Source organism: Ruegeria sp. ABF4_144 (genome assembly GCF_056160045.1).
The window spans coordinates 1,933,812-1,958,379 of the sequence record NZ_JBSWWK010000001.1; the positions used below are offsets into that span (position 1 = coordinate 1,933,812).

Here is a 24,568-nt window from a genome sequence, read left to right on the forward strand (position 1 = left end):
TTATACATAGTTAACCTGCTGTTAACCCTAATTGAGCAACCCTGACGCCTGCTAACCGCGTCAGGGTTGTTTCGTTATGGTCGAACTGAACCTGCAGCATTTCGCGCAGGCCGCGCCGATACCTGCTCAGGAACGCAAGCCCTTGGGGGCTTGCCTTGTCGACCGTGGCCTGATCACAAAGGCGCAGTTGGACGAAGCGCTGTTCCTGCAATCCTGGCAACAAGCGCCGCTGGGTGAAATTCTGGTGGCCGAGGGCTGGGTCAACCGACAGGACGTGCTGAGCGCCCTTTCCGAACAAACCGGCCTTCAGATCGCCGATCTGAATAGCTCACCCCCACCCGCCGATCTATGCCAGATTAAACCCGTTGAGTTTTGGCTGACCCACAACGTCATCCCTTGGCGTCACATAGGCCCTATTCTGCTGGTCGCCACGGCGCGGCCCGATCTGTTTCCGGATGTCAGCCGCGATCTGGAAGATGCCGGATACACTGTTCTTCCCGTACTCGCCCCAACAGACCAGATCGACGGGGCAATCGCGCGCGCGTTCTCTATCCCTTTGACCAAATCGGCCGAGGCACGAGTGGAAATTGATCAAAGCTGCCGGTCCTGGACCCCTCGATCCCGAGCAGGACCAGCAGCCGCGCTCGCTTGCTTTGTCGCGCTGTTTGCGCTTTTTCCACTGGCCGGATTTGCCATTCTGGTGGCAATTGCCGTGATCAGCCTAGTCTTGTTTTTAACTCTGCGCCTGTCAGGTCTGTTAAGCTTCGTCTGGCATCGCTGGACCCACCCGTCCAAGGCTACGCCCTCCAACCCGCCATTGATATTGCCCTGCGTGTCAATCATGGTGCCGCTCTACAAGGAACGGGAAATCGCCGATGCGCTGATCCGGCGGTTGCGGCGGCTGACCTATCCCAAGGCGCTGCTGGATATCATCCTGGTTCTGGAAGAAACCGACGAGGTGACGCGGTCCACGTTGGCGCAGGTCGATCTGCCCAGCTGGATCAGAACCATTGAAGTCCCCGCCCTGAACGGTCTGACCACGAAACCCCGCGCGATGAACTACGCATTGGATTTCTGCCGTGGTGAGGTCTTAGGCGTCTGGGATGCTGAAGACGCGCCGCAGCCCGACCAGATCGAACGCGTTGTCCGGCACTTTGCCCAAGCCGATGAAAACGTCGTCTGCCTGCAGGGCGTTCTGGATTACTACAACCCACGCACAAACTGGCGGTCACGCTGCTTTACTATCGAATACAACAGCTGGTTCCGAGTTATACTGCAGGGCATCGCGCGACTGGGGCTTGTCGTACCGCTGGGCGGGACCACCTTCTTTTTCCGCCGTGACAAGCTGTTGGAACTGGGCGGTTGGGATGCTCATAACGTTACCGAAGATGCCGACCTGGGCGTAAGACTCAGTCGGGCGGGCTATCGTACGGAAATGGTCGATACCGCCACCTATGAAGAGGCGAATTTCCGCGCTTGGCCCTGGGTGCGGCAGCGCTCTCGCTGGCTCAAGGGATTCATGGTCACTTACCTCGTTCACATGCGGTCACCTCAAGTATTGCTGAAAGATCTCGGCCCTTGGCGATTTTTTGGCGTACAAGCATTCTTTATTGGAACAATCGGGCAATTCCTGCTGGCCCCGGTCCTGTGGGTTTTCTGGCTGACAACCTTTGGACTGCCCGGACCGCTAGACCCGGTCCTAACCGGTGCTGGGCTGACCGCGTTGTTCGGTCTGTTCCTGTTTGCCGAAGCCGTCAACACAGTTGTCGGCGCGGTAGCGGTGTCGGCGCGTGAACGACGTTTTCTGCTACCGTGGGTGCTGACAATGCCTCTGTATTTTCCGCTGGGCGTGTTGGCGGCGTACAAGGCCCTGTGGGAATTGCTACTGGACCCGTTCTTCTGGGATAAAACACAACACGGTCAGGCCAGTGAAGAGGGCCTGCCGCACTGACTGTCAACTTTCGCGCTCAACGGCATCCTGTTTCAGACGCGTCATGAAGGCCACTGAGATATGTTCTTTGAGAGCGCGTCCGGCTGCCTCTTCGTCGCGGGCTGCGATCGCCTCGACAATCGCCTTGTGCTCACTCTGCGCAATCTCACCCCGGCCCTGTACGGCCAGCGATGTCGTGGCCATTAACGCCATAGTACGATGCACAAGATCCAGTTGCTGCACTAGATAGCGATTGTGCGAAGCCAGATGGATCTGTTCGTGAAACCGCCGGTTCGCCCGCGACAAGGCCGTCGGGTCATCGACCAGCGCGTCATCGGAAGCAACCATATCCTGTAGCACTTTGATCTCTTCTTCAGTGGCGTGTTTGGCGGCCAGCTTGGCGGCCAGCCCCTCCAGTTCGCGTCGCACCACATAAAGCTCGGCCATCTGGTTGTGGTCCAGCGAGGCGACAATCAGAGACCGGCCGTCACGCTCCAGCAGGGATTGTGTTTCAAGCCGCTGCAACGCCTCGCGGATCGGCGTGCGTGACACCCCGAACCGTTCGGCCAGCTCGCTTTCGACCAGACGGTCGCCAGGCTTGTAAACGCCCACATCAATCGCTTCGAGTATAAGGCTGTAGGCGTCTTTGGACGGCTGTCTGGATTGGGGCATTGGGTGGTTTGTCTCCTCGTTCGAACATGTCTATCCGCCCATTGCCCTCAGGATCAAGAGTAGCATTGAAAACCGACGCTGCGCGCCCTAAACCAAAACCATGGTCAAACCTGCTTTTTCCCATGTCACCCAATGGGTGTTCGATCTGGACAACACCCTCTATCCGCCGCACATGCGCCTGTTCGATCAGATCGAGGTGCTGATGACGGATTACGTGGTGCAGGCCATCGGTGTAGACCGGGCCGAGGCGGATAGGCTGCGCTCGCACTATTGGCGGCAATATGGCACCACATTGGCCGGGCTGATGGCCGAGCATGACTTGGACCCCGACCCATACCTGCACGCTGTTCATCAGGTAGACATGAGCCACATGGACCCCGACGCAGAGCTGGCTGATCATATCCGGTCGCTGCCTGGACGGCGTATCGTCTATACCAACGGCAGCGCGCCCTATGCCGAACGCGTTTTGGACGCGCGCGGCCTTAGTGGTCTGTTTGACGCGATCTATGGCGTGGAACACGCGGGCTATAGACCAAAGCCCGAAAAAGCGGCGTTCGAAGCAATTTTTGCACAGGACGGAATCGAAACGGCCAAAGCCGCGATGTTCGAGGATGAACCGCGCAATCTGGCCGCTCCGCATGCGATGGGAATGCGCACGATTCACGTCGCGCCCGAGCCGCATGAGGCTGATCATATACACCACCACACCGACGATCTGACCGCGTTTCTGGCGCGTCTGCGATAGGCTGTCACACTGCGACGATCTGCACATTTTGCAGGTGCAGCATCGCCCCTATATGCGCGTCAGCGACGAACAGAACTGGAGAATCCCATGAGCGCGATCGAGATGCCTCGGCGCCTGCCCATTTGGCAGCGCTTGTTGTTTGCAATCCCCGTTTTCGGCTGGCTGGCCAAGGATGCTGCCAATGGTGAGGCCGAAGATTGGTATTACACGGCCGCCGCGATCGTCAGCATGTGGGGATGTTCGGCTCTGCTGTTTGGCCTGCCGGGGCTTTATATTCCGGCCGTCATGATGGTGCCGATGATGTTCATCCTCCTCATCCTGATTTCGCGAGGCTGACAAACGGGACAGGATGTCACTTGGCACCCACCTTGGAACCGAACTAGTTTTTGCCCAAGACTCGGAGACCAAGGCCATGACAGACAGCTGTGACATCCTGATTTCCGGCGGAGGAATCGCCGGACTTACCGCTGCGGCGGTTTTTGGAACCGCAGGGTTCGACGTTGTCTGCGTCGACCCTACCCCACCAATCACCGAACGCGATGTGGATGGATCCGACCTGCGGACCACGGCGTTTCTGCAACCGGCGCATGGGCTTTTGGAACAATGCGGGCTGTGGCGGCGGCTGGATGAATACGCCGCCCCTCTACAGATCATGCGCATTGTGGATGCGGGCGGCGACGTGCCCGAACCCCGCGTGGTGCGCGATTTCAACGCGGCCGATATCTCGGATCAGCCCTTTGGCTGGAACCTGCCCAACTGGTTGCTCCGGCGCGAAATGGTGGCTCGCCTGACCGAGCTGCCTAATGTCGATTTCCGCCCCGGGACCGGCACCGTCAGCCTGTTTACCCGCACCGCCGAGGCCCGTGTAGGCCTGAGCGACGGCAGCCGCATCCGCTGCAAACTGGTCGTCGCGGCGGACGGGCGCAATTCTCCGATGCGTGAGGCCGCTGGGATCAACGTGCACACCACACGCTACGGTCAGAAGGCGTTGGCCTTTGCCGTGACGCATCCGATCCCACATGACAACGTCTCAACTGAGATTCACCGTTCAGGCGGACCGTTCACGCTGGTCCCCCTGCCCGACTGGCAAGGCCAGCCCTCATCCGCAATTGTCTGGATGGAACGCGGTCCGCGTGCGGTTGAACTGCTGAATACCGAACCCGAAGCGTTTGAAGCTCTGATGACCCAGCGTTCCTGCGGGTTGTTCGGGCCGCTGAAACTGGCCTCGCGCCAGACCATCTGGCCGATCATCAGCCAATCAGCAGAACGGTTGTCGGGAGAACGCATTGCCCTGATGGCCGAAGCAGCTCATGTGGTGCCGCCCATCGGCGCCCAAGGGTTAAACATGTCGCTAGGTGACCTGCGCAGCCTGTTGGATCTGGCCCAAGCCCGACCCGACGGTTTGGGCGATGCGCAAATGTTGGACGCCTACCATAAGGCGCGTCACACCGAGATCGAGATGCGCGTCAAAGGAATCGATCTGTTGAACCGCGCCTCAATGATCGAGGCTCGGCCGCTGCGCGATGCGCGGGCGATGGGGCTGAATGCGCTCTATTCCCTGCCGCCCGTGCGCAAGACGTTAATGCAGATGGGCCTCGGCGTGCGCTGAGGCCCCTAGATCAATCAGAAGATCACAGTACCTGATCCAAAACGCGCTTGAGCCGCGCGATTGTGCCATCCACGTCGTATAGCTTGTCCAGTCCAAACAAGCCCAGACGGAAGGTGCTGAATCCTTCGGGCTCATCACATTGCAGCGGCACACCGGCGGCGATCTGCATCCCCAAGGCAGCGAACTTCTTGCCGTTTTGAATCTCGGAGTCTGAAGTGTAGCTGACAACAACGCCCGGCGCGCCGAACCCATCGGCGGCCACTGATACTATGCCCTTATCCTTCAACATCGCCCGTACACCGTTGCCCAACGCCCATTGCGCGTCACGCAGTTTTTCAAAACCATAGTCGCGGGTCTCAACCATCGTGTCCCGGAACGCCTGCAGCGCATCGGTTGGCATCGTCGCGTGATAAGCATGTCCGCCATTCTCATAAGCCTGCATGATCTGACGCCATTTCTTCAGGTCTACTGCAAAGCTATCGGATGTGGTCTCTTCCAAACGCGCCTCAGCCCGTTCGGACAGCATGACCAGCCCGGCACAAGGCGACGCGCTCCAGCCTTTCTGCGGGGCCGAGATCAGGACATCCACACCCGTCGCCTTCATGTCGACCCAGGCACAGCCCGAGGCGATGCAATCCAACACCATCAACGCCCCTACCTCATGCGCAGCACCGGCCATGGCCGTCACGTAGTCATCCGGTAGAATCAAACCAGCCGAGGTTTCGACATGCGGTGCGAACACCACGTCCGGTCGTTGTTCGCGAATAGTTGCTACCACCTCTTCAATCGGCGCGGGTGCAAACGGAGAAGGGCTGGAGTTTCCGGTCTGCCGCGCCTTGAGCACCGTTGCCGACGCCGTCAGGTCCGCGGATTCGATGATCTGGCTCCAACGGTAGGAAAACCACCCGTTCCGCACCACCAGAACGTTGGCATTGCGCGCAAACTGGCGGGCCACGGCCTCCATCCCATATGTTCCACCACCCGGAATTACTGCGACGGCGTCCGCGTTGTAGACATCCTTTAGCATCGTTGAGATGTCGCGCATGACGGTCTGAAACCGGGCCGACATGTGATTCAGGGAACGGTCGGTAAATACAACCGAGAATTCCTCAAGCCCATTGGGGTCAATGCTATCCAAAAGCGCCGGCATGATTTGTCCTTTCAAACAGTACTCGAGCAACGTGAGTCTTTTGCCGAAATTGGTAACGCAGTTTTCTTGCGCCGACAATTGACGTCACGGAACCTTATTTCCCCGTGAAAAACAGGTCCGAAACTGCACAATAAACCCACCTTTGTGACGCCAAATAGTGTCACCACCCCTTTACACCCAGAGGTGTTTCTGAACAGATACATACACTTTGTAGAAGAAAGGTATTACTTCTCGTGACTGCTCATAAGCGGATCAGTTTTCAGGTCGTACGTGACGAGGTTAAACGTCGTATTGAAAGCAGAATTTGGCCTCAGGGATCTTTGCTGCCGACCGAAACGCAGCTTGCCGAAGAATTCAATTGTGCCCGTGCAACCGTAAACCGCGCGCTGCGCGAACTTGCCGATCAGGGTTTCGTCGAGCGTAAGCGAAAAAGCGGAACACGGGTCAAAAAAGAACCCAGCAAGCATGCGAAACTGGAGCTGTCGCTGGCGCGTCAGGCTGTCGAGAACCAAAATTCGACCTATCGTTATGCGCTGGTCGAGCGGAGCATCGTTACCAGCCCCGGGTGGTTGGCATCGCAGCTTAGCGTTTCGCCGGAAGCTCGTGTTTTGCATGTGATTTGCATGCATTACGCGGACAACCGTCCCTTCCAGTTGGAAGAGCGTTGGATCAACATTACTACCATTCCCGAAGTGGAACATGCCGATCTCAATTCGCAGGGACCGCATGAATGGTTGTTGAATGTCGCCCCCTTCACCGAGGCCGAGATTGCCTTTTGCGCGATCTCTGCCGACGGGCGCCTGGCGGAATTCATGGGTACCACCGCCGGCACCTCAATGATTCAGCTTGAGCGGACGACCTGGAGGGATGGTCAGCCGATGACCTTTGCGCGCATGACGCACCATCCCGGGTACTGCATCCGCACCAAGTATTAATCCCAGCTAACCGATCGGACCGGGCAAGCGCTCTTCGCTGAGAAGCACATTGGCCTCGACATCCCCGGCGCCGGGCAAGGTCATGATCCGCCGCCGCAAGACCCGCTCAAAGTCGGACAGGTCACGCGCAACGACCCGCAGGCGGTAATCGTACAGGCCAAGGACGTGCTCGACCGTCTGAACCTCGGGGATGGCGCTGACGGCGCGTTCGAAATCTTCCAGACTGACCTGCCCCTTGCGCGCCAGCTTGACGCCCAGAAAAACCGTCACGCCGAACCCCAATGCTTCGGCGTTTAAACGTAGACGACGACCTCGGATAACGCCCGCAGTTTCTAGCCGCCTGATACGTCGCCAAGTCGCTGGCTGTGACAGTCCCATTTTACGACCAAGTGCTCCGGCACTTTGCGTGGCGTCCTGCACCAAAGCACGCAGGATTTGGCGGTCAGTTTCATCAAGCTCGATCATACTGGCAGAACCTCGTTTCGCTTCACCCGAGCGATATGCATCAGCGCCTCGATATCGGCGATGTGCGGCAGGGTCAGAATACGATCACGGTAGATTTGCTGGTAATGGGACATGTCGCGCGCCAGCACAGAAAGCCGCACATCTACCCGCCCCAGAAAGGTCTGAATCTCGATCACTTCGGACACTTCCCGCGCAGCGGCGGTGAATTCATCAAAGGCACGCGGCTGTGTCTTATCCAGCGTCACACGCAGCGAGACCTCAACGGCATATCCAAGCGCCGCCCAGTCAATGAAGGCCTCTTGCCCTTGAATGACGCCTGAAGCCTCCATCTTTTCGACCCGGCGCCAACACACGCCCTGACTGATGCCGCACCGCTCGGCCAGTTCGGCCGTGGAAAGGGAGGGTTCGGCCTGCAGATGGCGCAGAATGCGCCGATCCATGTCATCAAGCATGATTTTCTCGCCATTTTAACTTTTGAAGAATAACTTTTCATTCTTTCGTCGAAAACTCAATGCATCAACGCTCGCCATGGAACCGATACCGAACTAAAAGCTCAACAACCGTAACAGAAAGGACCGGAATCATGCGCGTCTATTACGATCGCGATTGCGACATCAACCTGATCAAAGACAAAAAAGTGGCAATCCTGGGCTATGGCTCGCAAGGCCACGCCCACGCGCTGAACCTGCGCGACTCGGGTGCCAAGAACCTTGTTGTCGCTCTGCGCGAAGGTTCTGCATCGGCCAAGAAGGCCGAAGCCGAAGGTCTGGAAGTCATGGGTATCGCCGAAGCGGCCGCATGGTGCGACGTCATCATGTTCACCATGCCCGACGAACTGCAGGCTGAAACCTACAAGAAATACGTGCATGACAACATCAAGCCCGGCTCGGCCATTGCCTTTGCCCACGGTCTTAACGTCCACTTTGGCCTGATCGAGCCGAAAGACGGCGTCGACGTTATCATGATGGCCCCCAAAGGCCCCGGCCACACCGTGCGCGGCGAATACGTCAAAGGCGGCGGCGTGCCTTGCCTGGTCGCAGTCAACAACGACGCAACCGGCAAAGCGCTGGAAATCGGTCTGTCCTACTGCTCGGCCATCGGTGGCGGCCGTTCGGGCATCATCGAAACCAACTTCCGCGAAGAATGCGAAACTGACCTGTTCGGTGAACAAGCCGTTCTGTGCGGCGGCCTGGTTGAGCTGATCCGCTGCGGCTTTGAAACTCTGGTCGAAGCCGGCTACGCGCCGGAAATGGCCTATTTCGAGTGTCTGCACGAAGTGAAGCTGATCGTGGACCTGATCTACGAAGGTGGCATCGCGAACATGGACTACTCGATCTCGAACACTGCCGAATACGGCCAGTACGTCACCGGCCCGCGTATCCTGAAATACGACGAGACCAAAGCACGTATGAAAGAGGTTCTGAACGACATCCAGCAGGGAAAATTCGTTCGTGACTTTATGCTGGAAAACGCTGTTGGTCAGCCGACCATCAAAGCATCGCGTCGCGCCAATGACGAGCACATGATCGAGGAAACCGGTGCGAAACTGCGCGCCATGATGCCCTGGATCTCGGCAGGTAAAATGGTCGACAAGGAAAAGAACTAATCACAACAGTTCTTTAAGAAAGGGCGGCCAATCGGCCGCCCTTTTTGTCTCAACAGCTCCCGACGCCAAGGCACACTATGGTTGACCAACCCACATCCCGCGATTGGAGCGGCGTTATCACCTTGGGCCTCATTTGGGGCGGGACGTTCATGGTTGTTACCATGGCGCTGGAGGGATACGGACCGGTTACCGTTGCCACTGCACGCACCACGCTGGGGGCGTTGACCTTGCTGGGGATGATGGCACTGACAGGGCGCAAACTACCGTCGGGCGACCGGAAGCTTTGGGGTTACATCGCCATCATCGGCCTGTTGTCGACCGCGTTGCCATTCATGTTGCTTAGCTGGGGGCAGCAATACGTGCCGTCGGCCTTTGCAGGTCTGTCGATGGCAGCTATCCCGCTGATGGTGCTGCCTCTGGCGCATTTCTTTTCCGATGAGCCGCTGAACCTTCGCAGATTTCTTGGGGTCTCTCTGGGGTTTTGCGGGGCATTGGTGCTAATCGGTCCAGGGCTGGCACAGATCGGACAGGGGGCAGAACCCGTGGCGCAACTGGCCTGTATCGGAGCCGCCCTGTGCTATTCCTGCGCCTCGATCTTTACCCGGCGTTGCCCGCCGGTTGATCCCGTTGCTTTGGCTGCGCTGTCTCTTGTCGTTGGCGCGGCACTATTGCTGCCGATCATGCTGATGATCGAGGGGCTGCCCCGCTGGGAGGGCACGCGTCCCGGCTTGGCGATCATCGCACTGGGCCTTTTGCCCACCGCCTTTGCAACCTTGCTGAGGGTTTCGATCATTCGCAGCGCGGGTTCCGTTTTCCTGACTCTGGTCAATTATCAGGTGCCAATCTGGTCAATGATCTTTGGCGCCTGGATTCTGTCCGAGGCGCTGCCGCTGCGCTTCTACATCGCGTTGATCATGATCCTGACCGGGTTGGCGATCAGCCAGTGGTTCAGCCTGCGCAAGATGCTGATCGGGCGTTAACCCGCGACAGCTTCGACCTCGGCCACGATGCCATCTACAACTTGCGCCAACAGAGCGTCATCCTCGCATTCCGCCATCACTCGGATCAGCGGTTCGGTGCCCGATTTGCGGATCAGCAGACGTCCCTGCCCGTTCAGGCGTGCCTCAGCATCCGCGATTGCTGCTTTGACGGTGCTATTCTCCAGCGGGGCTTGCCCGTCCTGATAGCGAACGTTCTTGAGCAGTTGCGGAACGGTTTCGAACTGCACCGACAGCTCGGACGCTTTGCGGCCCGAATGCACCATCTCGGCTAGGAAATGCAGACCAGCCATCAGGCCGTCGCCGGTGGTGGCGTAATCGCTCATGACGATATGACCCGACTGTTCGCCGCCCAGATTGAATCCACCTTCGCGCATCCGTTCAACGACATATCGGTCACCAACCGCCGTCCGTTCCAGCCGCAGCCCTTGCGCGGCAAGGTGCCGTTCCAGCCCGAGGTTGGACATGACCGTCGCAACCAGCGCGCCGCCTTCAAGGCGATCGGCTTTGGCCCAGCTTGTCGCCAGCAGTGCCATCAACTGGTCGCCATCGGCGACCTGTCCATATTCGTCAACCATCACCACGCGGTCGGCATCACCATCCAGACAAATCCCTACATCCGCGCCATGGGCTACCACCGTCTCGGCCGCCAACTGAGGTTTGGTCGAGCCGCAATTCAGGTTGATATTCTTACCGTTCGGCGCAATCCCGACCGGAATAACTTCGGCGCCCAGCTCCCACAGAACCTCGGGCGCGGTGCGGTGCGCGGCGCCATTGGCGCAATCCACCACAACCTTCAGCCCGTCCAGACGCAGGTCACGTGACAGCGAGGATTTCACCCGCTCGCCATAGCGGAACCGCGCATCATCTACCCTGCGCGCACGGCCGATGTTTTGTGCCTGAGAAGGTTTGACCCCTTCTTCGATCAAGCGCTCGATTTCCAATTCAGCCTGATCAGACAGCTTATATCCGTCCGGGCCGAAAAACTTGATGCCGTTATCCTCGGCCGGGTTGTGGCTGGCCGAAATCATCACACCCAGATCCGCGCGCATCGACCGGGTCATCAGCCCAACCGCCGGCGTCGGCACCGGGCCCAGCAGCAACACATTCATACCGGTCGAGGTCAGCCCCGCAGTCAATGCGTTTTCTAGCATGTAGCCCGAAAGGCGCGTGTCCTTTCCGATCACCACCCGGTGCGCACCGGATTGATCGCGGCGGAAGTAACGCCCAACGGCAGCGCCGATACGCAAGGCCATCTCGGCAGTTATCGGGTGGGTGTTGGCGGTGCCCCGCACCCCGTCGGTTCCGAACAGCTTGCGCATCGTGTCACTCCGTAATTTCTTGCCTGCGACCGGATTACCGGACGGCGGCCCAAAGACGCAAGGCCTGAGCGGTCTCAGGCACGTCATGAACCCGCAGGATCTGCACGCCCTGAGACAATCCGGCCAACGCCACGGCGATTGATCCCGGCGCGCGCGCGTCCTTGCGCGGTTCCTGACCGATCTGCCCTATCAGCCCTTTGCGCGAAACTCCCAGCAGGATCGGGCAGCCTAACCCGTGAAACAGGCTGAGGTTTTGCAGAAGGGTCAGATTATGTGCCTGCGTCTTGCCAAATCCGATACCCGGATCAGCCACAATCTTGTCGCGGCTCAGACCCAGTTGCTCTAGCTGCGCCACCATCCCCTCAAGGAAATCGTAGACATCCAGCAACACGTCATCATATTGCGGGTCGTCCTGCATCGTGGCCGGATCGCCCTGCATGTGCATCACACAAACCGGAGCATCAACCTCAGCGCAAAACGGGGCCAACTGCGGGTCAAAAGTGAAGCCGGAGACGTCGTTAATCAACCCGGCCCCAGTATTCCAAGCCGCCCGCGCAACGCTGGCTTTGCGGGTGTCGATGGAAATCAGCGCCTGCGTGTTGGCACGGATGGCCTCGATTACGGGTTGAGTACGCGTGATTTCCTCATCTTCGGCCACATAAGAGGCACCGGGACGCGTCGACTCGCCTCCGATATCCAAAATGCTGACCCCATGTGCCACCATCCGTTCGGCAGAGGATACTGCCGCCTCGACCGAGTTGTGCACGCCACCGTCGGAAAAGCTGTCCGGAGTGGCGTTGAGGATGCCCATGATCTGTGGACGATCCATTGCCAACCCGGCGATTTCGGCGCGCGGCCCAGTCAGTCGTGCTAATACGTCGCCGGGAATCTCCTGCGCTGCAACAACGCTCGGGGCATCAGTCCGTGACAGCCGTTCTGCATGGGTGAACCACAAAGTCTGCCCAGCAAGAGGCACTGCCCCGTCTGGCCGGGCCGGGCCATGTTGTACCAGCGGTCGGTAATACTCGGTCACAGTTGCGCCTGATCCACCGGAATGGCGCGCAGAGGCGTTTTCGGGGCAGTCGGTAAAGCACCGCCAATCACCAACATTTCGCTGGCTTCAAACGTGGCCGCAAACCACGCCGCCAAGGCGACGGCATCCGATGGCGCAGCCGAAGGGCCGTCAACCGCATCCAGCACAATCTTGGACGGCGCCCAGACGCAGATCTGGCCATTCTTCATCGCCCAGTCCAACTCGGTCCGCGTTGATACGACCACGCAACGGTGATCCTTCGCGGCCAGAACCCAGGCATTTTGTTCGATTGCCAGCAGATCAATCCGGCGCTGCGTCATTGCGTGACCGGTCTGAGGCACATCCATATCCGCCGCGCCCACGCACAGGATCAAAGGACGCTGGCGGTTTTCCAGCTGATCAACCCAACCGGTCAGATTGGACGAGGCCATTGCCTCGTTCGAGAGGAAGGCCAACCGTGGATGCGGGCGTTCTTCCTCGACCACATCATGGTGGATCGTATCCTTACCACGCACAATTTCGACGCCCAAAGCACCCGGCCCACGATCAAGTTTTTCAATTCGAACAAAGGCTCTTACGGCCTGAGGCTCAAGCAGAATACGTTCCGCCACGCGATCCGCTAATGTCTCAAGCAGGTTCAGCCGCTCGGCGGCCAGCTCGTGGGAAATTGCTTCGGTCACGCGGTCGTACGACAGGATGCGATCCACGTCATCATCGATCGGGTCGGTTAGCGGGCGTACCTCGACCACGATATTGAAGCAGATACGTTGGGTCGTGCCGCGCTCGGCCTGAAAGGCGCCGATCTCAACCTCGACGATATGGTCCCGCAATGAGATGCGATCCAGCGGGCCACGCGTGGCGGTCGCTTCGGACCGCTCGGACGGGTGCGCAAAGGCAAGACGGATTTCAGAGCTCATACAACGGACCTTTTCGGGCTTGGTGGACTGATCAGCCAAAACTATATGGTGCGCGGGCGTATAACACTGCCTCAAACGCCATTCCAGACATCGAATGCGGCGTTGGGTAAAGCAAATCCAGGTCGATCCCGCCGATATGCCCCGCTCTGGCATTCGAAACGTCACCGATGTGATTGAGGTTCATGAACACCGGTGCATCCGGTCTGTAGGCCCATGATCGGCCAAGTTCGACACCCCGCGCCGCATTTTTAACAGCGCGGGGTAGCCTTTTAGTTGCTCGCAGTCCGGTAGTTGTGCCGGTAAAAGATATGCACGCCAATGCGCGCAGTTTCCTTGTAGACACGCGACCACGACGGCTTAACCGCAGTAGTGTGGTAATGCGTAGCCCCTTCGGTCAGTTCCTTGGAAACGCCGTCAATTGCGGCACGCGCTACCTTGGATACACGCTCATAGGCCTTTTTCTCACGGATCACTTCCTTGCGACCGTCGCAGGTATAGGTGAACTGGCATTGGTATTTCTTACCCGTTCCCTGCTTGATCACGCCACACAGCGAATTCGGAAAACGGCTGCTTTTGACACGGTTCAGAATGACCTCGGCCACGGCGAACTGACCGCGCACGCTTTCGCCACGCGCTTCAAAGTACAACGCTTCGGCCAGACATTTGAAGTGTTCGTCCCCCGAAGCATTGGGCCGTTGATCCAGCCAGTTCTTGGAGTACGAAACTTTTACAGGCTCAAGCTCTTTGCGGGGCTTGAACAGAGTCAGATAGTTGCGAAAGTTCTGCCCGGGCAGATCGGTCCGGGTGACAAGTTCGCGTTCGGCAGTATCGGTGGCTTCCCTCTCAGCGAAAGACACACTTGGCAGCATGGTTGCCGCCATTGTGGCAGCAGCCAGTATGTATCGTAGCATCAGATAACCTCGCACAGGCACAAATCGCGCCGTACCCTCCCCCGGCGGGCGCGACGAGGCATTTAGCGCAGTCCGGCAAGGACGTCCAGATCAGAAGAAAACGCAAGTGGAAAATCGCCCGTGAGGAAATTTAATTCCACCACAAGGTTGCCTAAATACCACCAATCCTAGGGGAAAGGCCCTGTGTCAACCCCCAAGTCTGGACGAAATCGCCAGTTGAGCGGAAGCCAGCCGAGCGACTGGCACCCGGAATGGAGAGCATGACACATAGTCGAACCCCAGATCGCGGCAAATGGCGATTGATTCGGGGTTTCCGCCGTGTTCGCCGCACACAGACAGGGTAACGTCCGGTTGCGCTTGGCGTCCACGTTCAGCCCCGAGCTTCAGCAATTCGCCCACCCCGTCCGGGTCAAGCACATGAAACGGGTCTTCGACAAAGACGCCCTGACGCACATAGGCAGACATGAATCGACCCGCATCGTCGCGGGACAGTCCGTAGGTCATTTGGGTCAGGTCGTTGGTGCCGAAACTCAGGAACGAAGTCTGCGGTGCGATCTCATCCGCCCGCAAGCAAGCCCGCGGGGTTTCGACCATTACGCCCAGCCGGTATTCGAATTCCTGCCCGCGTTCGCTGGCCACCGCTGCAGCGACGGAATCGATGCGGGACTTCACAAGTTCAACCTCGCGCTTGGCTGACACCAACGGGATCATCACCTCAGGCACCACGGGAGCGCCATCCTTGCTGGCCTCAAGCGTTGCCTCAAAGATAGCGCGGGCCTGCATGTCGTAGATTTCAGGCACGGTTACGCCCAGGCGCACACCGCGCAGACCCAACATCGGGTTGTATTCGGTCATCGCCGCCACGCGTCGTTCAACGTCGGAAACCGGCAGATCCAGCGCCTCGGCCAGTTCGCGCTGCCCACTACGTGTGGTTGGCAGAAACTCGTGCAGGGGCGGATCAAACAGACGGATACAGACCGGCTGCCCTTCCATGATCCGGAACAGTTGCACGAAATCCTCGCGCTGCATCGGCAGCAAACGCTCCAGAACGGCCGCACGACCCGAGGACGTTTGCGCAAAGATCATCTCACGCATCACGATCAGACGGCCGGGATCAAAGAACATATGCTCGGTCCGGCACAGGCCAATCCCCTGCGCCAGAAAATTCCGCGCAGTTTGCGCATCAGCCGGCGTGTCCGCGTTGGCGCGGATTGCAATGTCACGTTCATCATCCGCCCAGCCCATCAGCGTCTGGAAACAGTCATCCAGTGCGGCCTCAAGCATTGCTGGCTGCCCCGCCAGCACCTGCCCCGAAGTCCCGTCAATCGTCAGCGTATCGCCGGTTTTGAACACACGCCCATCCGGTGCGGTTACCAACCTTTTCTTGGTCTGGAACCGCATCTCGGACGCGCCAACGATACAAGGCAGACCCAATCCACGACCAATCACGGCAGCGTGACTGGTCATGCCACCCTTTTCGGTCAGCACTGCAACAGCCGCGTGCATCCCACGCACATCTTCCGGAGATGTCTCGCGGCGCACCAAAATACAGGGCTCACCACGTGCGGCACTGGCCTGTGCCTCGGCGGCGGTAAAAACGATCTTGCCCGTTGCAGCCCCCGGGCTGGCAGCGATGCCAGTGGTCAGCACGTCCCGGCGAGCCTCTGGATGAACCTGCCGGTGCAACATCTCGTTCAGCGAATGCGGATCAACCCGCATAACCGCCTCTTGCGGCGGAATGATGCCATCCTCGGCCAGTCGTACGGCGATCCGCAGCGCGGCCCGAGCACTGCGCTGCACCCGCACCCCGTCCAGAATATGAACCTGGCCGTTTTCGATCACGAACTCGACCTGCATTTCCTCGCGCAGCTTGTTGCGCATCAACGCCGCATGCGCCTTGAGGCTGGCAAAAGCCTCGGGCGCGACTTCTTCCAAAGACTTTCCGCGCGGATCCTTTTCCAAGTAGAGAGCTGCCACGCCTTCACCCAGGGCATCCCGCCCCTGGCTCTGGCTAAGATAGCGGCCCGTAATCTGCGGCATTCCTGTTGTCGAATCAACAAGTTGCAAAACACCCGACCCGCACTCGCCCTGCCCGACGCCAGGGATCATTTCTTGAATGACAAGCCCTAGCCCCGCATCTGCAGGGGCGCCCTTGGCCTGACGCAGCAGACGGGCCGAGGTTCCATCCCACGCCCGCGCCATCGATCGCAGCACGGCGATCAACTGTTCGCCCCGGTCCTGCGGGAAGGCCTCGTCAGTTTCATCTTCATAAGCCCGCAACGACATGCGCAGCCCTTCGCTGCCATCCGCGTCAATATCGTCGAATACGTCCGCGTCCAGACGCGCCACGTGGATGGCAAAACTCTGGACAAAGCGCAGATACAGAGCGGCGGCAGCCTCATCGCCCATCGAGCCTGACAGGTCCAAATAACGCCCGTCATTCATACCGATGTTTAGAATCGCGCCGGGGCCGCCCCAATCAGGGTCCTCGGAACTGGGCCTCACACACAACAGCGCGGTCTGATCGAACTGTTCGAGGATCGCCGCGATATCGGGGACATGCCCTTCCGCGATTTTCTGCACCGCGTCAAAAGACAGCGCCACCGTCCGCGGGACCGGCAAGTCCAGACGGACCAGACGTTGCAGACATTTCGCCCGCCCGCCATGGGAGTTGGCGGCGACGGGCGCCTCGGTCGTGATCAGAGTGGTATGCGGGTTATTCTGCACTGCGGCACCTTTTGGTTTGCACGCAGCATAAGCCCCTGCACCAATGGCGCAAGGGCGTTCTGGCTTAGCCTTCGATCTTGCTCAGGTCGGCCACACTGGAGCAGACCTGACGGATCTGGCTTAGCAGGTTCAGGCGGTTGCGGCGCAGGATGTCGTTGTCTGTATTGACCTGAACGTCCTCGAAAAACGCATCCACTGGCCCCCGAAGCGCGGCCATCGCGGACATGGCTGAAGGGAAATCCTCGGACTTCAGGGCCGTGTCGATCTCAGCCTGCGCCCCGTCCAAAGCGGCAAACAGAGCCTTTTCGCTGTCAGTCTCGGCAAACTTCACATCCGCACCGTAGGAGTATTCGACGCCGTCCTTCTCCTCGGCCTGCGTGAGGATATTGTTGGCCCGCTTGAAGCCCTGCACCAGATTCTCTCCATCCTCGGTCGCGATCACCGCATTCAGAGCGCGGGCGCGTTTGACCAGCAGGTTGAGGTCGTCATTGCCGTCCATCGCGATACAAGCGTCGATGATGTCGTGGCGGATACCCTCGTCGCGGAGGAAGACCTTAAGGCGGTCGTGAAAGAAGGAGAGGAGGTCTGCTGATTTTTCTTCAAACTCGGAACTATCGGAAACCTGCATCGTGAATGTTGTAAGTAAGGGCATACTTAGTTCGTTGGTTAGAACCAACCGTATAACCCCCAACGCCGCCCGGCGCAGGGCAAAAGGGTCTTTCGATCCCGTCGGTTTCTCATCAATCGCCCAAAACCCAGTCAACGTGTCCAGCTTGTCGGCAAGCGCGACGGCCACGGAAACCGGCGCAGTCGGTACATCGTCTGAGGGGCCGAGCGGTGAGTAATGCTCCTCACAGGCCTGACCAATCTCTTCGGGCAATTCAGCCGCAGCGGCATAGTAGCGGCCCATCAGGCCCTGCAGCTCAGGGAATTCATAGACCATTTCCGAGCACAGATCGGCCTTGCACCCCTGCCCCGCCAAGGTGGCAAGCGTTTTGTCGGCACCAGTCACCGCGGCCAGTTCTCCCGCAAGATGCCCAATGCGAATGACCCGCTCGCCTTGCGAGCCCAACTTGGCGTGGAAGGTTACATTGTTCAGCCGGTCAACCCACGGCTCGAACCCATGCTCTTTGACCACACGTAGGTCGTTTTCCCAGAAGAATTTCGCATCGGCCAGACGGGCCGACAGCACCTTTTGGTTCCCCGCCAGAATGGTCGCGCCATTATCCGCGGTTTCGCGGTTGGCGACGGTGATGAAACGTTCGATTCGGCCGGTCTTGGGGTTCTTCACGGAAAAGAACTTCTGATGCTCTTTCATCGAGGTCTGCAGCACCTCGGGTGGCAAGTTCAGGAATTCGTCGTCGATCTGCCCCATCAGCACCACGGGCCATTCGACCAGACCAGCAACCTCGGCCAGCAGGCCATTGTCCTCAACAACTTCCAGACCCGCAGCAAAAGCCATGTTCTGAGCGTCGTTCCAGATATGTTCGGAGCGGTCGGCGGGGTTCAATACCACAAAGGCGCTCTTCAGCTTTGCGGCGTAGTCGTCGAACGACGTGACCGAGAACCGGTTAGGTGCCATGAAGCGATGACCTGCTGTAGTATCACCGGACGTGATGCCTTCGACCTCAAGCGGCACAACCTGTGCGCCTGCCTCGTCGGTCAGGATACACAGGATCGAGTGCAATGGGCGTACCCAGCGCAGAGGGCCACTGCCCCAGCGCATCGATTTGGGCCACGGGAAGTTGCGGATCGTCGCCTCTAGCACCTCGGCCACGATTTCAGCCGCCGGACGCCCGGCTTTCTCGATGGTCGCAAAGTAAACAGCGCCTTTAGGCGTGTCGCGCTCTTCCAGTTGATCGCGGGTCAGCCCCGCACCGCGCAGGAAACCTTCGATGGCCTTGTCCGGTGCACCGACCTTGGGGCCTTTGCGTTCCTCGCGGATCGTAGGGCTTTCAGCCAACAGGCCCTCAATCGCGAGCGTCAGACGGCGCGGTGTGGTCAAGGCAGCAGCCCCGGCATAGGTCAAACCGGCCTCGACCAGACCATCGGTGATCCGCTTTTTCAAATCCTCGCCCGCGCGGGTTTGCATACGGGCAGGGATTTCTTCGGAAAACAGTTCGATCAGCAGGTCGGGCATTTTCGGTCCTTAGAAATTTACAATCGTCTGGATGACGACGGCGTTGGCAATATCCACAAAGAAGGCGGATACAAGGGGCAGTACGATAAAGGCAATAGGCGACGGGCCATATCGCTTGGTAACTGCCGTCATATTGGCGATGGCGGTCGGCGTCGCACCCAAGGCGAAGCCGCCAAATCCGGCGGACAGCACGGCGGCGCGGTAATTTCTGCCCATAACCGGGAACAGAACCCAGATCACGAAAGCCACGGCAAACAGGGTCTGCGCGGCCATGATGACCACGATAGCCAACCCCAATTCGGCAATAGTCCAAAGCTGCAGGCTCATCAGCGACATGGCCAGAAACGCGCCAAGCGAAAACTCAGATATCAGCGCCAGTGAGGGTGTGCGCGATACTGGCGGAGCTTTGGGAGCCAGCACTGTACGGAGGTTGGCGATAACGATCCCCATAATCAGGCAGGGTACGAAAACCGGCAGCATCAACCCGGCGGAAGCGATTGCCTGATGCAAGACGTAGCCGAAGATGATTGCCAGATTCAGATGCAGCAGGACGCGCATGATGGTGAGATGATCAATCTTGGCCTCGGCCTCGGTCGCATCATCTGGCAGGCCGACCGTGTGCTCTTCGTCCGGGCGGTCAGGGGTCAGGTTCTTGCTTTCGACCAGATACCGCGCGATGGGGCCGCCAACCAGTGCAGCCAGCACAAGGCCAAGCGTCGCTACCGCCACGCCGAGTTCGGTGGCGCCCTCAAGACCAGTGACCGAACCCACCTCGGGCGCCCAGGCGATAGCGGTACCGTGCCCTCCGATCAGAGAAGCGGACCCAAAGAGAACACCCGCCTGAGCCGGAAAACCAAAGGTAACCGCGCCTACAGCACCAACGACATTCTGTGCGACGATCGTCACCAAAGTTAGAACAAGAAGCAGAAACAAGGGCTTGCCGCCGGAAATCAAGTCAGACAATCGGGCGTTCAAACCAATCCCCGCAAAGAAGACGATCAGCAGGAAGTCCCGCGAGGCAAGGTCGAAGGTAAGTTCAAACCCCAACACAAGATACAGCAGAAGCAAAACAAGAGACGCCAGCAATCCACCGGTGACAGGCTCTGGGATATTGAATTGACGTAGCAGCGCGACCCGAGCATTTATCTCGGCACCAATCAAATAGACCGCAATGCCGAGCGTGGCGGTCAGAAAATTGGGAATATGGATCGCGGCGTCTGTCATGTCGCCCTCAGTTTTCAGGCCGGGGCGGACATTCCTCGCCCACTACCGTTCCGTCATAGGCCTTTTCACCGCAGTTATTCAGCGCGTGCCAGACAAAACCCTTGCCATCCGCGGTCACGGCAACGATGCGGTCAACTCCGTAGTGGATGTTCTTGGCCCCCATGAACGCCTGCGCCTGCCCCGATTTCAACGCATCTGCAATTGCGACCGCATCATAACAGTCGAACCATCCTGGCGCGGTCAAGGGTTCCGGGTTTTCAACAGATTGGTAGATCGCCAGATCTTCGATCGTTAGGTCGGTTTCGAAACACGCTCGATATCGGATCGGAGAACTATCGGCGTCAATCGCCTGAAAGGCTGAATACGCGATCGGTTGCGAGTCCCCCGCCCCTTCGACCACCAAAGCGATATCCTGCCCCGGCTGGGGTTCAACGTCATAGTAGAACCCGTAGACCTGCAGATAATACATGCCCACCCCGGCCATGACGGCGGACAGCACAAGGATAAGAGCAAGCAGTTTTCCGGTCATCTTTTAAGCATCCCGATCACGCGGCCTCTTTCAACTTTAAGGAAAATAGGCCAGTTTCCAAACCGATACAGGTTGGAACGAGGCTTTTGGAATGGACATGACCCTTGCAGTTGGGTTCTTTGGCGCGCTGTTTGCGATCATGAACCCAATCACCAACCTGCCCGTTTTCCTGAGCGTCACCGACGGCTTGTCCCCCGCTGACCAGCGCAAGGTCGCGGCGAAAACGGCTACGTACTGCCTGATCCTTGGCGGTGCGTTTGCGGCGATTGGAAACCAGACACTGGGCCTGTTCGGGATCAGCGTAGATGACCTGCGCGTCGCGGGCGGTCTGGTCGTTCTGATGATCGGCCTGAACATGCTGAGCGGCAAAGAAAGCACCACGCATCATGGCACCGAGGGGGAGAAACAGGACTACCCCGAACCTGCCACGGTTGCGTTCTACCCACTGGCCTTCCCCATCCTGGTTGGGCCCGGCACAATTACGACGCTGATCCTGTACGCGCACCACATTTCCAAACCGATGGACACCGTCATCTATGCGGCCGTCTTTCTGGCCGTTCTGTTTCTGCTGTTCATAACGTTCTGGAATGCTTCGGCTTTGGCCAAGCGGTTGTCGGCCAATGCTCGCGTCATCATGAGCCGTTTCATGGGCATGATCCTGTCGGCCATCGCAATCGGCATGATCGCGGATGGCCTGAAAGTACTGCTGCCCGGATTGGCCTGAGCGCGTCATCAGGCCTCGAACCCGGCAGCCTCGGTCAGCAAGAACGCATCCGCGCATTGTTTGGCAAGCGCCCGAACCCGACCGATATAGGCCTGACGTTCAGTTACCGAGATCACGCCCCGCGCGTCCAACAGGTTGAACACGTGGCTGGCCTTAATGCACTGGTCATAGGCGGGGTGCGCCATAACGATGCGCTTGCCGGTTTTGGGGTCATCATGTTCTTGCGCCAGAATGGCGGCGCATTCAGCCTCGGCCTCTTCGAAATGGCGCAGCAGAACTTCGGTATTAGCGACGTCAAAATTCCAGCGGGCGTATTCCTCTTCGGTCTGTTTGAAGATGTCGCCATAGCTCAGCGGGCTGGGGGACTGAGGATCATTGAACGGCATGTCCATGACGTGGTCGATGCCAAGCACATACATGGCCAGACGTTCCAGACCATAGGTCAATTCGCCCGAAACCGGCGCGCAATCATGGCCACCGACCTGCTGGAAATAGGTGAACTGGCTGACTTCCATACCGTCACACCAAACCTCCCAGCCCAGCCCCCAGGCACCCAGAGTGGGACTTTCCCAGTCATCTTCGACAAACCGGATGTCATGCAGGTTCATGTCGATACCGATGGCCTCAAGGCTGCCCAGATACAGTTCTTGCAGGTCCGGCGGGCTGGGTTTGATCAGTACTTGATACTGGTAGTAATGCTGTAGCCGGTTAGGATTCTCACCGTAGCGCCCATCAGTTGGACGGCGCGACGGCTGCACATAAGCTGCTGCCCATGACTTGGAGCCCAAAGCTCGCAAGGTTGTTGCCGGATGGAACGTCCCTGCCCCAACCTCCATGTCATAAGGCTGCAGGATGGCGCAGCCTTTCGAGGCCCAATAGGTCTGGAGACGCAGGATAATTTCCTGAAAAGAACGTGGTGCGCTGGACGGTTCGGTCATGACATTCCCTTTGGGCACATCTGCGCCCGGTTCCGGTCGGTTTTGTCCTTCCTATGCAAGGGGCCAAGGGGCGTCAACGGGCCAATGGACCCCGGCTGTCACTGCACAGCCACACTGGAAATTCCCCGTACTCCGGGCATGGCTTTCCGCGTCTCAAATCGCGTAGTCTGCGGCAAAGCCAAAACACCGCGGACACGGGCAGACAATGACACGAGTAATCACTGCAATTTTGTTTCTATTTTTCTTCGGCACACGCGCCGTTTTTGCACAGCAGGAGGCGGGCGTCTGGGTGCAGGTCGAAGCCCGTCCATCGCTGCGCCAGGCGCAGGAACGTGCGCAGGCCTATGCGAGCGTTCTCCCGGATGTGAACGGATTTCGACTGAACTCTGGCTGGTATGCCATTGTTATCGGGCCATATTTGCGCAGCGACGCCGAACAGGTTCTGCGCGTTTATCGGGCCGAAGGGCAAATCCCGTCGGACAGCTACATCGCTTTCTCGAATTCTCTGGGACAGCAGTTCTGGCCGATCGGTTCAAGCTCACTGGATCAGGGCGCGGTGACCCCACCGGTCGAGCCGACACCGCAGCCTGACCCATCCACCGCCGGGCTGACCCCGCAGCCCTCGGATGAGACGCGGTCGCAGGCGCTGCAATCCGAACGCGTTTTGACCTCGCAACAGCGCAAGGACTTGCAGACCGCCCTGCAAGCCGCCGGGTTCTATAACTCGACCATTGACGGAGCGTTTGGTGCAGGCACCCGGCGTTCGATGGGCGAATGGCAGCGGTTCAATGGGTATGAGCCCACCGGCGTTCTGACCACGGCGCAGCGTGCGGCGTTGATGGATGGCTATAACGCTCCTTTGATCAGTGTCGGGATGGCGCGCCATTCAGACACGCAGGCTGGCATTGATCTGGACCTGCCGCTGGGTGTCATCACCTTTGATCGTTATGAGGCCCCTTTTGCGCATTTCAACGGCACAGGCGACATGAACGCCAAGGCGTTGCTGATCAGCCAGCAGGGAAGCAAATCCACCCTGCGTGCGCTGTACGAAGTAATGCAGTCGCTGGAGATCGTGCCTCTGGACGGTCCGCGACAGCTGCGCGGTGACCGTTTTACGCTTGAGGGTCGTGGCAATGGGATAGTGTCCTATACCGAGGCAGCGCTGAAAGACGACCAGATCAAGGGCTTTACGCTGGTCTGGCCCGAGGGTGATGAGGCCCGCCGCGCACGGGTTCTGGCCGCGATCAAAGCCAGCTTCTCCACCAACGACGCCGTATTGGACGCCGGTGCCGGCGCGGATGCCGATCAGCGGATCGATCTGGTCTCGGGCCTGCAGGTGCGCAAACCCCGCCTCTCCCGGTCCGGCTTCTTCACTGATGCAAACGGCACAGTTCTGACCGTATCCGAGGCAACGGACAGCTGCACCCGGATCACGCTGAACGACGATCAAGAGGTTCAGGTCGCTTGGGCAGATGCCGATCTTGGCGTGGCCGTTCTGCGCCCTCGCCGCAGCCTTGCGCCGATCAGCATCGCCGAATTCAGTGCTGACAGACCGCGCCTTCAGTCGGATGTCGCGGTCTCGGGGTTCTCGTATGAGGGCGCATTGGGCGCGCCTACATTGACCTATGGCCAGATCACCGATGTACGGGGCTTGGATGGCGAAGACGGTGTAAAACGTCTGGCATTAGCGGCGCAACCCGGCGACGCGGGCGGACCAGTCTTTGACGACAACGGACAGGTCGTCGGGATGCTGCTGCCCACTCCGTCCGAAGGGCGCACCCTGCCCGCTTCGGTTAGCCTGGCAGCAACTGCAGATCGCTTGAACGCAGCCTTGGAACAGGCTGGTGTGTCCGGTCAGCCCAGCCAATCCACTGCGGAAATCTCACCCAATGAGCTGAGCCGACGGGCCAATGGGATGACCGTTCTGGTTCATTGCTGGGACTAAGCTAGCCTACAAAACGACAAACGCCGCCCCTTCGGGCGGCGTTTTTTT

Annotated in this window: 23 protein-coding genes; 9 read left to right on the forward strand and 14 right to left on the reverse strand. The window is 58.9% G+C overall.

Annotated elements, in window-relative coordinates:
- Positions 1-76: 76 nt before the first annotated feature.
- Positions 77-1,951, forward strand: coding sequence for a glycosyltransferase (locus ACXAGD_RS09745; protein ID WP_475210105.1), 1,875 nt, complete (start codon positions 77-79; stop codon positions 1,949-1,951).
- A gap of 3 nt (positions 1,952-1,954) precedes the next feature.
- On the opposite strand, the gene ACXAGD_RS09750 is transcribed toward ACXAGD_RS09745, so the two are convergent.
- A complete protein-coding gene (locus ACXAGD_RS09750) occupies positions 1,955-2,602 on the reverse strand; it encodes a GntR family transcriptional regulator (protein WP_475210106.1) in 648 nt (215 codons plus the stop codon).
- A 100-nt stretch (positions 2,603-2,702) separates the two neighbouring features.
- Between ACXAGD_RS09750 and ACXAGD_RS09755 the strand changes: the two genes are divergently transcribed.
- The 3 genes from ACXAGD_RS09755 (at position 2,703) to ACXAGD_RS09765 (ending at position 4,956) form a co-directional block, all read left to right on the forward strand.
- Positions 2,703-3,347, forward strand: a complete 645-nt coding sequence (locus ACXAGD_RS09755) for a pyrimidine 5'-nucleotidase (RefSeq protein WP_475210107.1) — start codon at positions 2,703-2,705, stop codon at positions 3,345-3,347.
- Positions 3,348-3,434: 87 nt separating this feature from the next.
- Entirely contained in the window at positions 3,435-3,683 is a 249-nt protein-coding gene (locus ACXAGD_RS09760; RefSeq protein ID WP_170331034.1) for a hypothetical protein, read from the forward strand.
- 76 nt (positions 3,684-3,759) lie between these two features.
- On the forward strand, positions 3,760-4,956 hold the full coding sequence (locus ACXAGD_RS09765) for a UbiH/UbiF family hydroxylase (protein WP_475210110.1): 1,197 nt from the start codon (positions 3,760-3,762) through the stop codon (positions 4,954-4,956).
- Positions 4,957-4,978: 22 nt separating this feature from the next.
- Here ACXAGD_RS09765 and ACXAGD_RS09770 read toward each other — a convergent pair whose 3' ends face one another.
- On the reverse strand, positions 4,979-6,106 hold the full coding sequence (locus ACXAGD_RS09770; protein WP_475210112.1) for an aminotransferase class V-fold PLP-dependent enzyme: 1,128 nt from the start codon (positions 6,104-6,106) through the stop codon (positions 4,979-4,981).
- 320 nt (positions 6,107-6,426) lie between these two features.
- Between ACXAGD_RS09770 and ACXAGD_RS09775 the strand changes: the two genes are divergently transcribed.
- A complete protein-coding gene (locus tag ACXAGD_RS09775; RefSeq protein ID WP_475210115.1) occupies positions 6,427-7,041 on the forward strand; it encodes a GntR family transcriptional regulator in 615 nt (204 codons plus the stop codon).
- Positions 7,042-7,047: 6 nt separating this feature from the next.
- Here the strand turns inward: ACXAGD_RS09775 and ACXAGD_RS09780 are convergent, their stop codons facing one another.
- Both ACXAGD_RS09780 and ACXAGD_RS09785 read right to left on the reverse strand, forming a co-directional pair.
- On the reverse strand, positions 7,048-7,506 hold the full coding sequence (locus ACXAGD_RS09780) for an Lrp/AsnC family transcriptional regulator (RefSeq protein WP_475210117.1): 459 nt from the start codon (positions 7,504-7,506) through the stop codon (positions 7,048-7,050).
- The gene (locus tag ACXAGD_RS09785) at positions 7,503-7,958 is read right to left on the reverse strand and encodes an Lrp/AsnC family transcriptional regulator (RefSeq protein ID WP_475210118.1); all 456 of its coding nucleotides are present in this window, start codon (positions 7,956-7,958) and stop codon (positions 7,503-7,505) included. The genes ACXAGD_RS09780 and ACXAGD_RS09785 overlap by 4 nt, the downstream gene beginning before the upstream one ends.
- A 131-nt stretch (positions 7,959-8,089) precedes the next feature.
- On the opposite strand from ACXAGD_RS09785, the gene ilvC reads away from it, so the two are divergent.
- A complete protein-coding gene (ilvC, locus tag ACXAGD_RS09790; protein WP_475210120.1) occupies positions 8,090-9,112 on the forward strand; it encodes a ketol-acid reductoisomerase in 1,023 nt (340 codons plus the stop codon).
- Between the two features lie 77 nt (positions 9,113-9,189).
- Positions 9,190-10,092 (forward strand): DMT family transporter, encoded by a 903-nt coding sequence (locus tag ACXAGD_RS09795; protein ID WP_475210123.1) that lies wholly within the window; start codon positions 9,190-9,192, stop codon positions 10,090-10,092.
- Here the strand turns inward: ACXAGD_RS09795 and glmM are convergent.
- From glmM to ACXAGD_RS09840, 9 genes are all read right to left on the reverse strand, one after another.
- Complete coding sequence (glmM, locus tag ACXAGD_RS09800) at positions 10,089-11,432, reverse strand: phosphoglucosamine mutase (protein ID WP_475210124.1); 1,344 nt, start codon at positions 11,430-11,432, stop codon at positions 10,089-10,091. The genes ACXAGD_RS09795 and glmM overlap by 4 nt on opposite strands.
- Positions 11,433-11,466: 34 nt before the next feature.
- Positions 11,467-12,465, reverse strand: coding sequence for a dihydropteroate synthase (gene folP / locus ACXAGD_RS09805; RefSeq protein WP_475210125.1), 999 nt, complete (start codon positions 12,463-12,465; stop codon positions 11,467-11,469).
- Positions 12,462-13,382 (reverse strand): dihydroneopterin aldolase, encoded by a 921-nt coding sequence (locus ACXAGD_RS09810; RefSeq protein WP_475210128.1) that lies wholly within the window; start codon positions 13,380-13,382, stop codon positions 12,462-12,464. Before ACXAGD_RS09810 ends, folP begins: the two co-directional genes overlap by 4 nt.
- 31 nt (positions 13,383-13,413) lie before the next feature.
- Complete coding sequence (locus tag ACXAGD_RS09815; RefSeq protein WP_475210130.1) at positions 13,414-13,566, reverse strand: hypothetical protein; 153 nt, start codon at positions 13,564-13,566, stop codon at positions 13,414-13,416.
- 85 nt (positions 13,567-13,651) lie between these two features.
- Complete coding sequence (locus ACXAGD_RS09820; protein WP_475210131.1) at positions 13,652-14,293, reverse strand: cell wall hydrolase; 642 nt, start codon at positions 14,291-14,293, stop codon at positions 13,652-13,654.
- Positions 14,294-14,479: 186 nt separating this feature from the next.
- Positions 14,480-17,020: a putative PEP-binding protein gene (locus ACXAGD_RS09825; protein WP_475210133.1), complete on the reverse strand. Its 2,541-nt coding sequence runs from the start codon at positions 17,018-17,020 to the stop codon at positions 14,480-14,482.
- A gap of 64 nt (positions 17,021-17,084) precedes the next feature.
- The gene (glyS, locus tag ACXAGD_RS09830; protein ID WP_475210135.1) at positions 17,085-19,160 is read right to left on the reverse strand and encodes a glycine--tRNA ligase subunit beta; all 2,076 of its coding nucleotides are present in this window, start codon (positions 19,158-19,160) and stop codon (positions 17,085-17,087) included.
- A gap of 9 nt (positions 19,161-19,169) precedes the next feature.
- Positions 19,170-20,384 (reverse strand): sodium/glutamate symporter, encoded by a 1,215-nt coding sequence (gltS, locus tag ACXAGD_RS09835; protein WP_475210137.1) that lies wholly within the window; start codon positions 20,382-20,384, stop codon positions 19,170-19,172.
- 7 nt (positions 20,385-20,391) lie between these two features.
- Positions 20,392-20,913 (reverse strand): DUF6446 family protein, encoded by a 522-nt coding sequence (locus ACXAGD_RS09840; protein ID WP_475210138.1) that lies wholly within the window; start codon positions 20,911-20,913, stop codon positions 20,392-20,394.
- A 97-nt stretch (positions 20,914-21,010) separates the two neighbouring features.
- Between ACXAGD_RS09840 and ACXAGD_RS09845 the strand changes: the two genes are divergently transcribed.
- Positions 21,011-21,637, forward strand: coding sequence for a MarC family protein (locus ACXAGD_RS09845; RefSeq protein ID WP_475210139.1), 627 nt, complete (start codon positions 21,011-21,013; stop codon positions 21,635-21,637).
- 8 nt (positions 21,638-21,645) lie between these two features.
- Here the strand turns inward: ACXAGD_RS09845 and ACXAGD_RS09850 are convergent, their stop codons facing one another.
- Positions 21,646-22,575 (reverse strand): glycine--tRNA ligase subunit alpha, encoded by a 930-nt coding sequence (locus ACXAGD_RS09850; protein ID WP_475210140.1) that lies wholly within the window; start codon positions 22,573-22,575, stop codon positions 21,646-21,648.
- A 205-nt stretch (positions 22,576-22,780) separates the two neighbouring features.
- Here ACXAGD_RS09850 and ACXAGD_RS09855 point away from each other — a divergent pair, with 205 nt between their 5' ends.
- A complete protein-coding gene (locus ACXAGD_RS09855) occupies positions 22,781-24,520 on the forward strand; it encodes a serine protease (protein WP_475210141.1) in 1,740 nt (579 codons plus the stop codon).
- Positions 24,521-24,568: the final 48 nt, after the last annotated feature.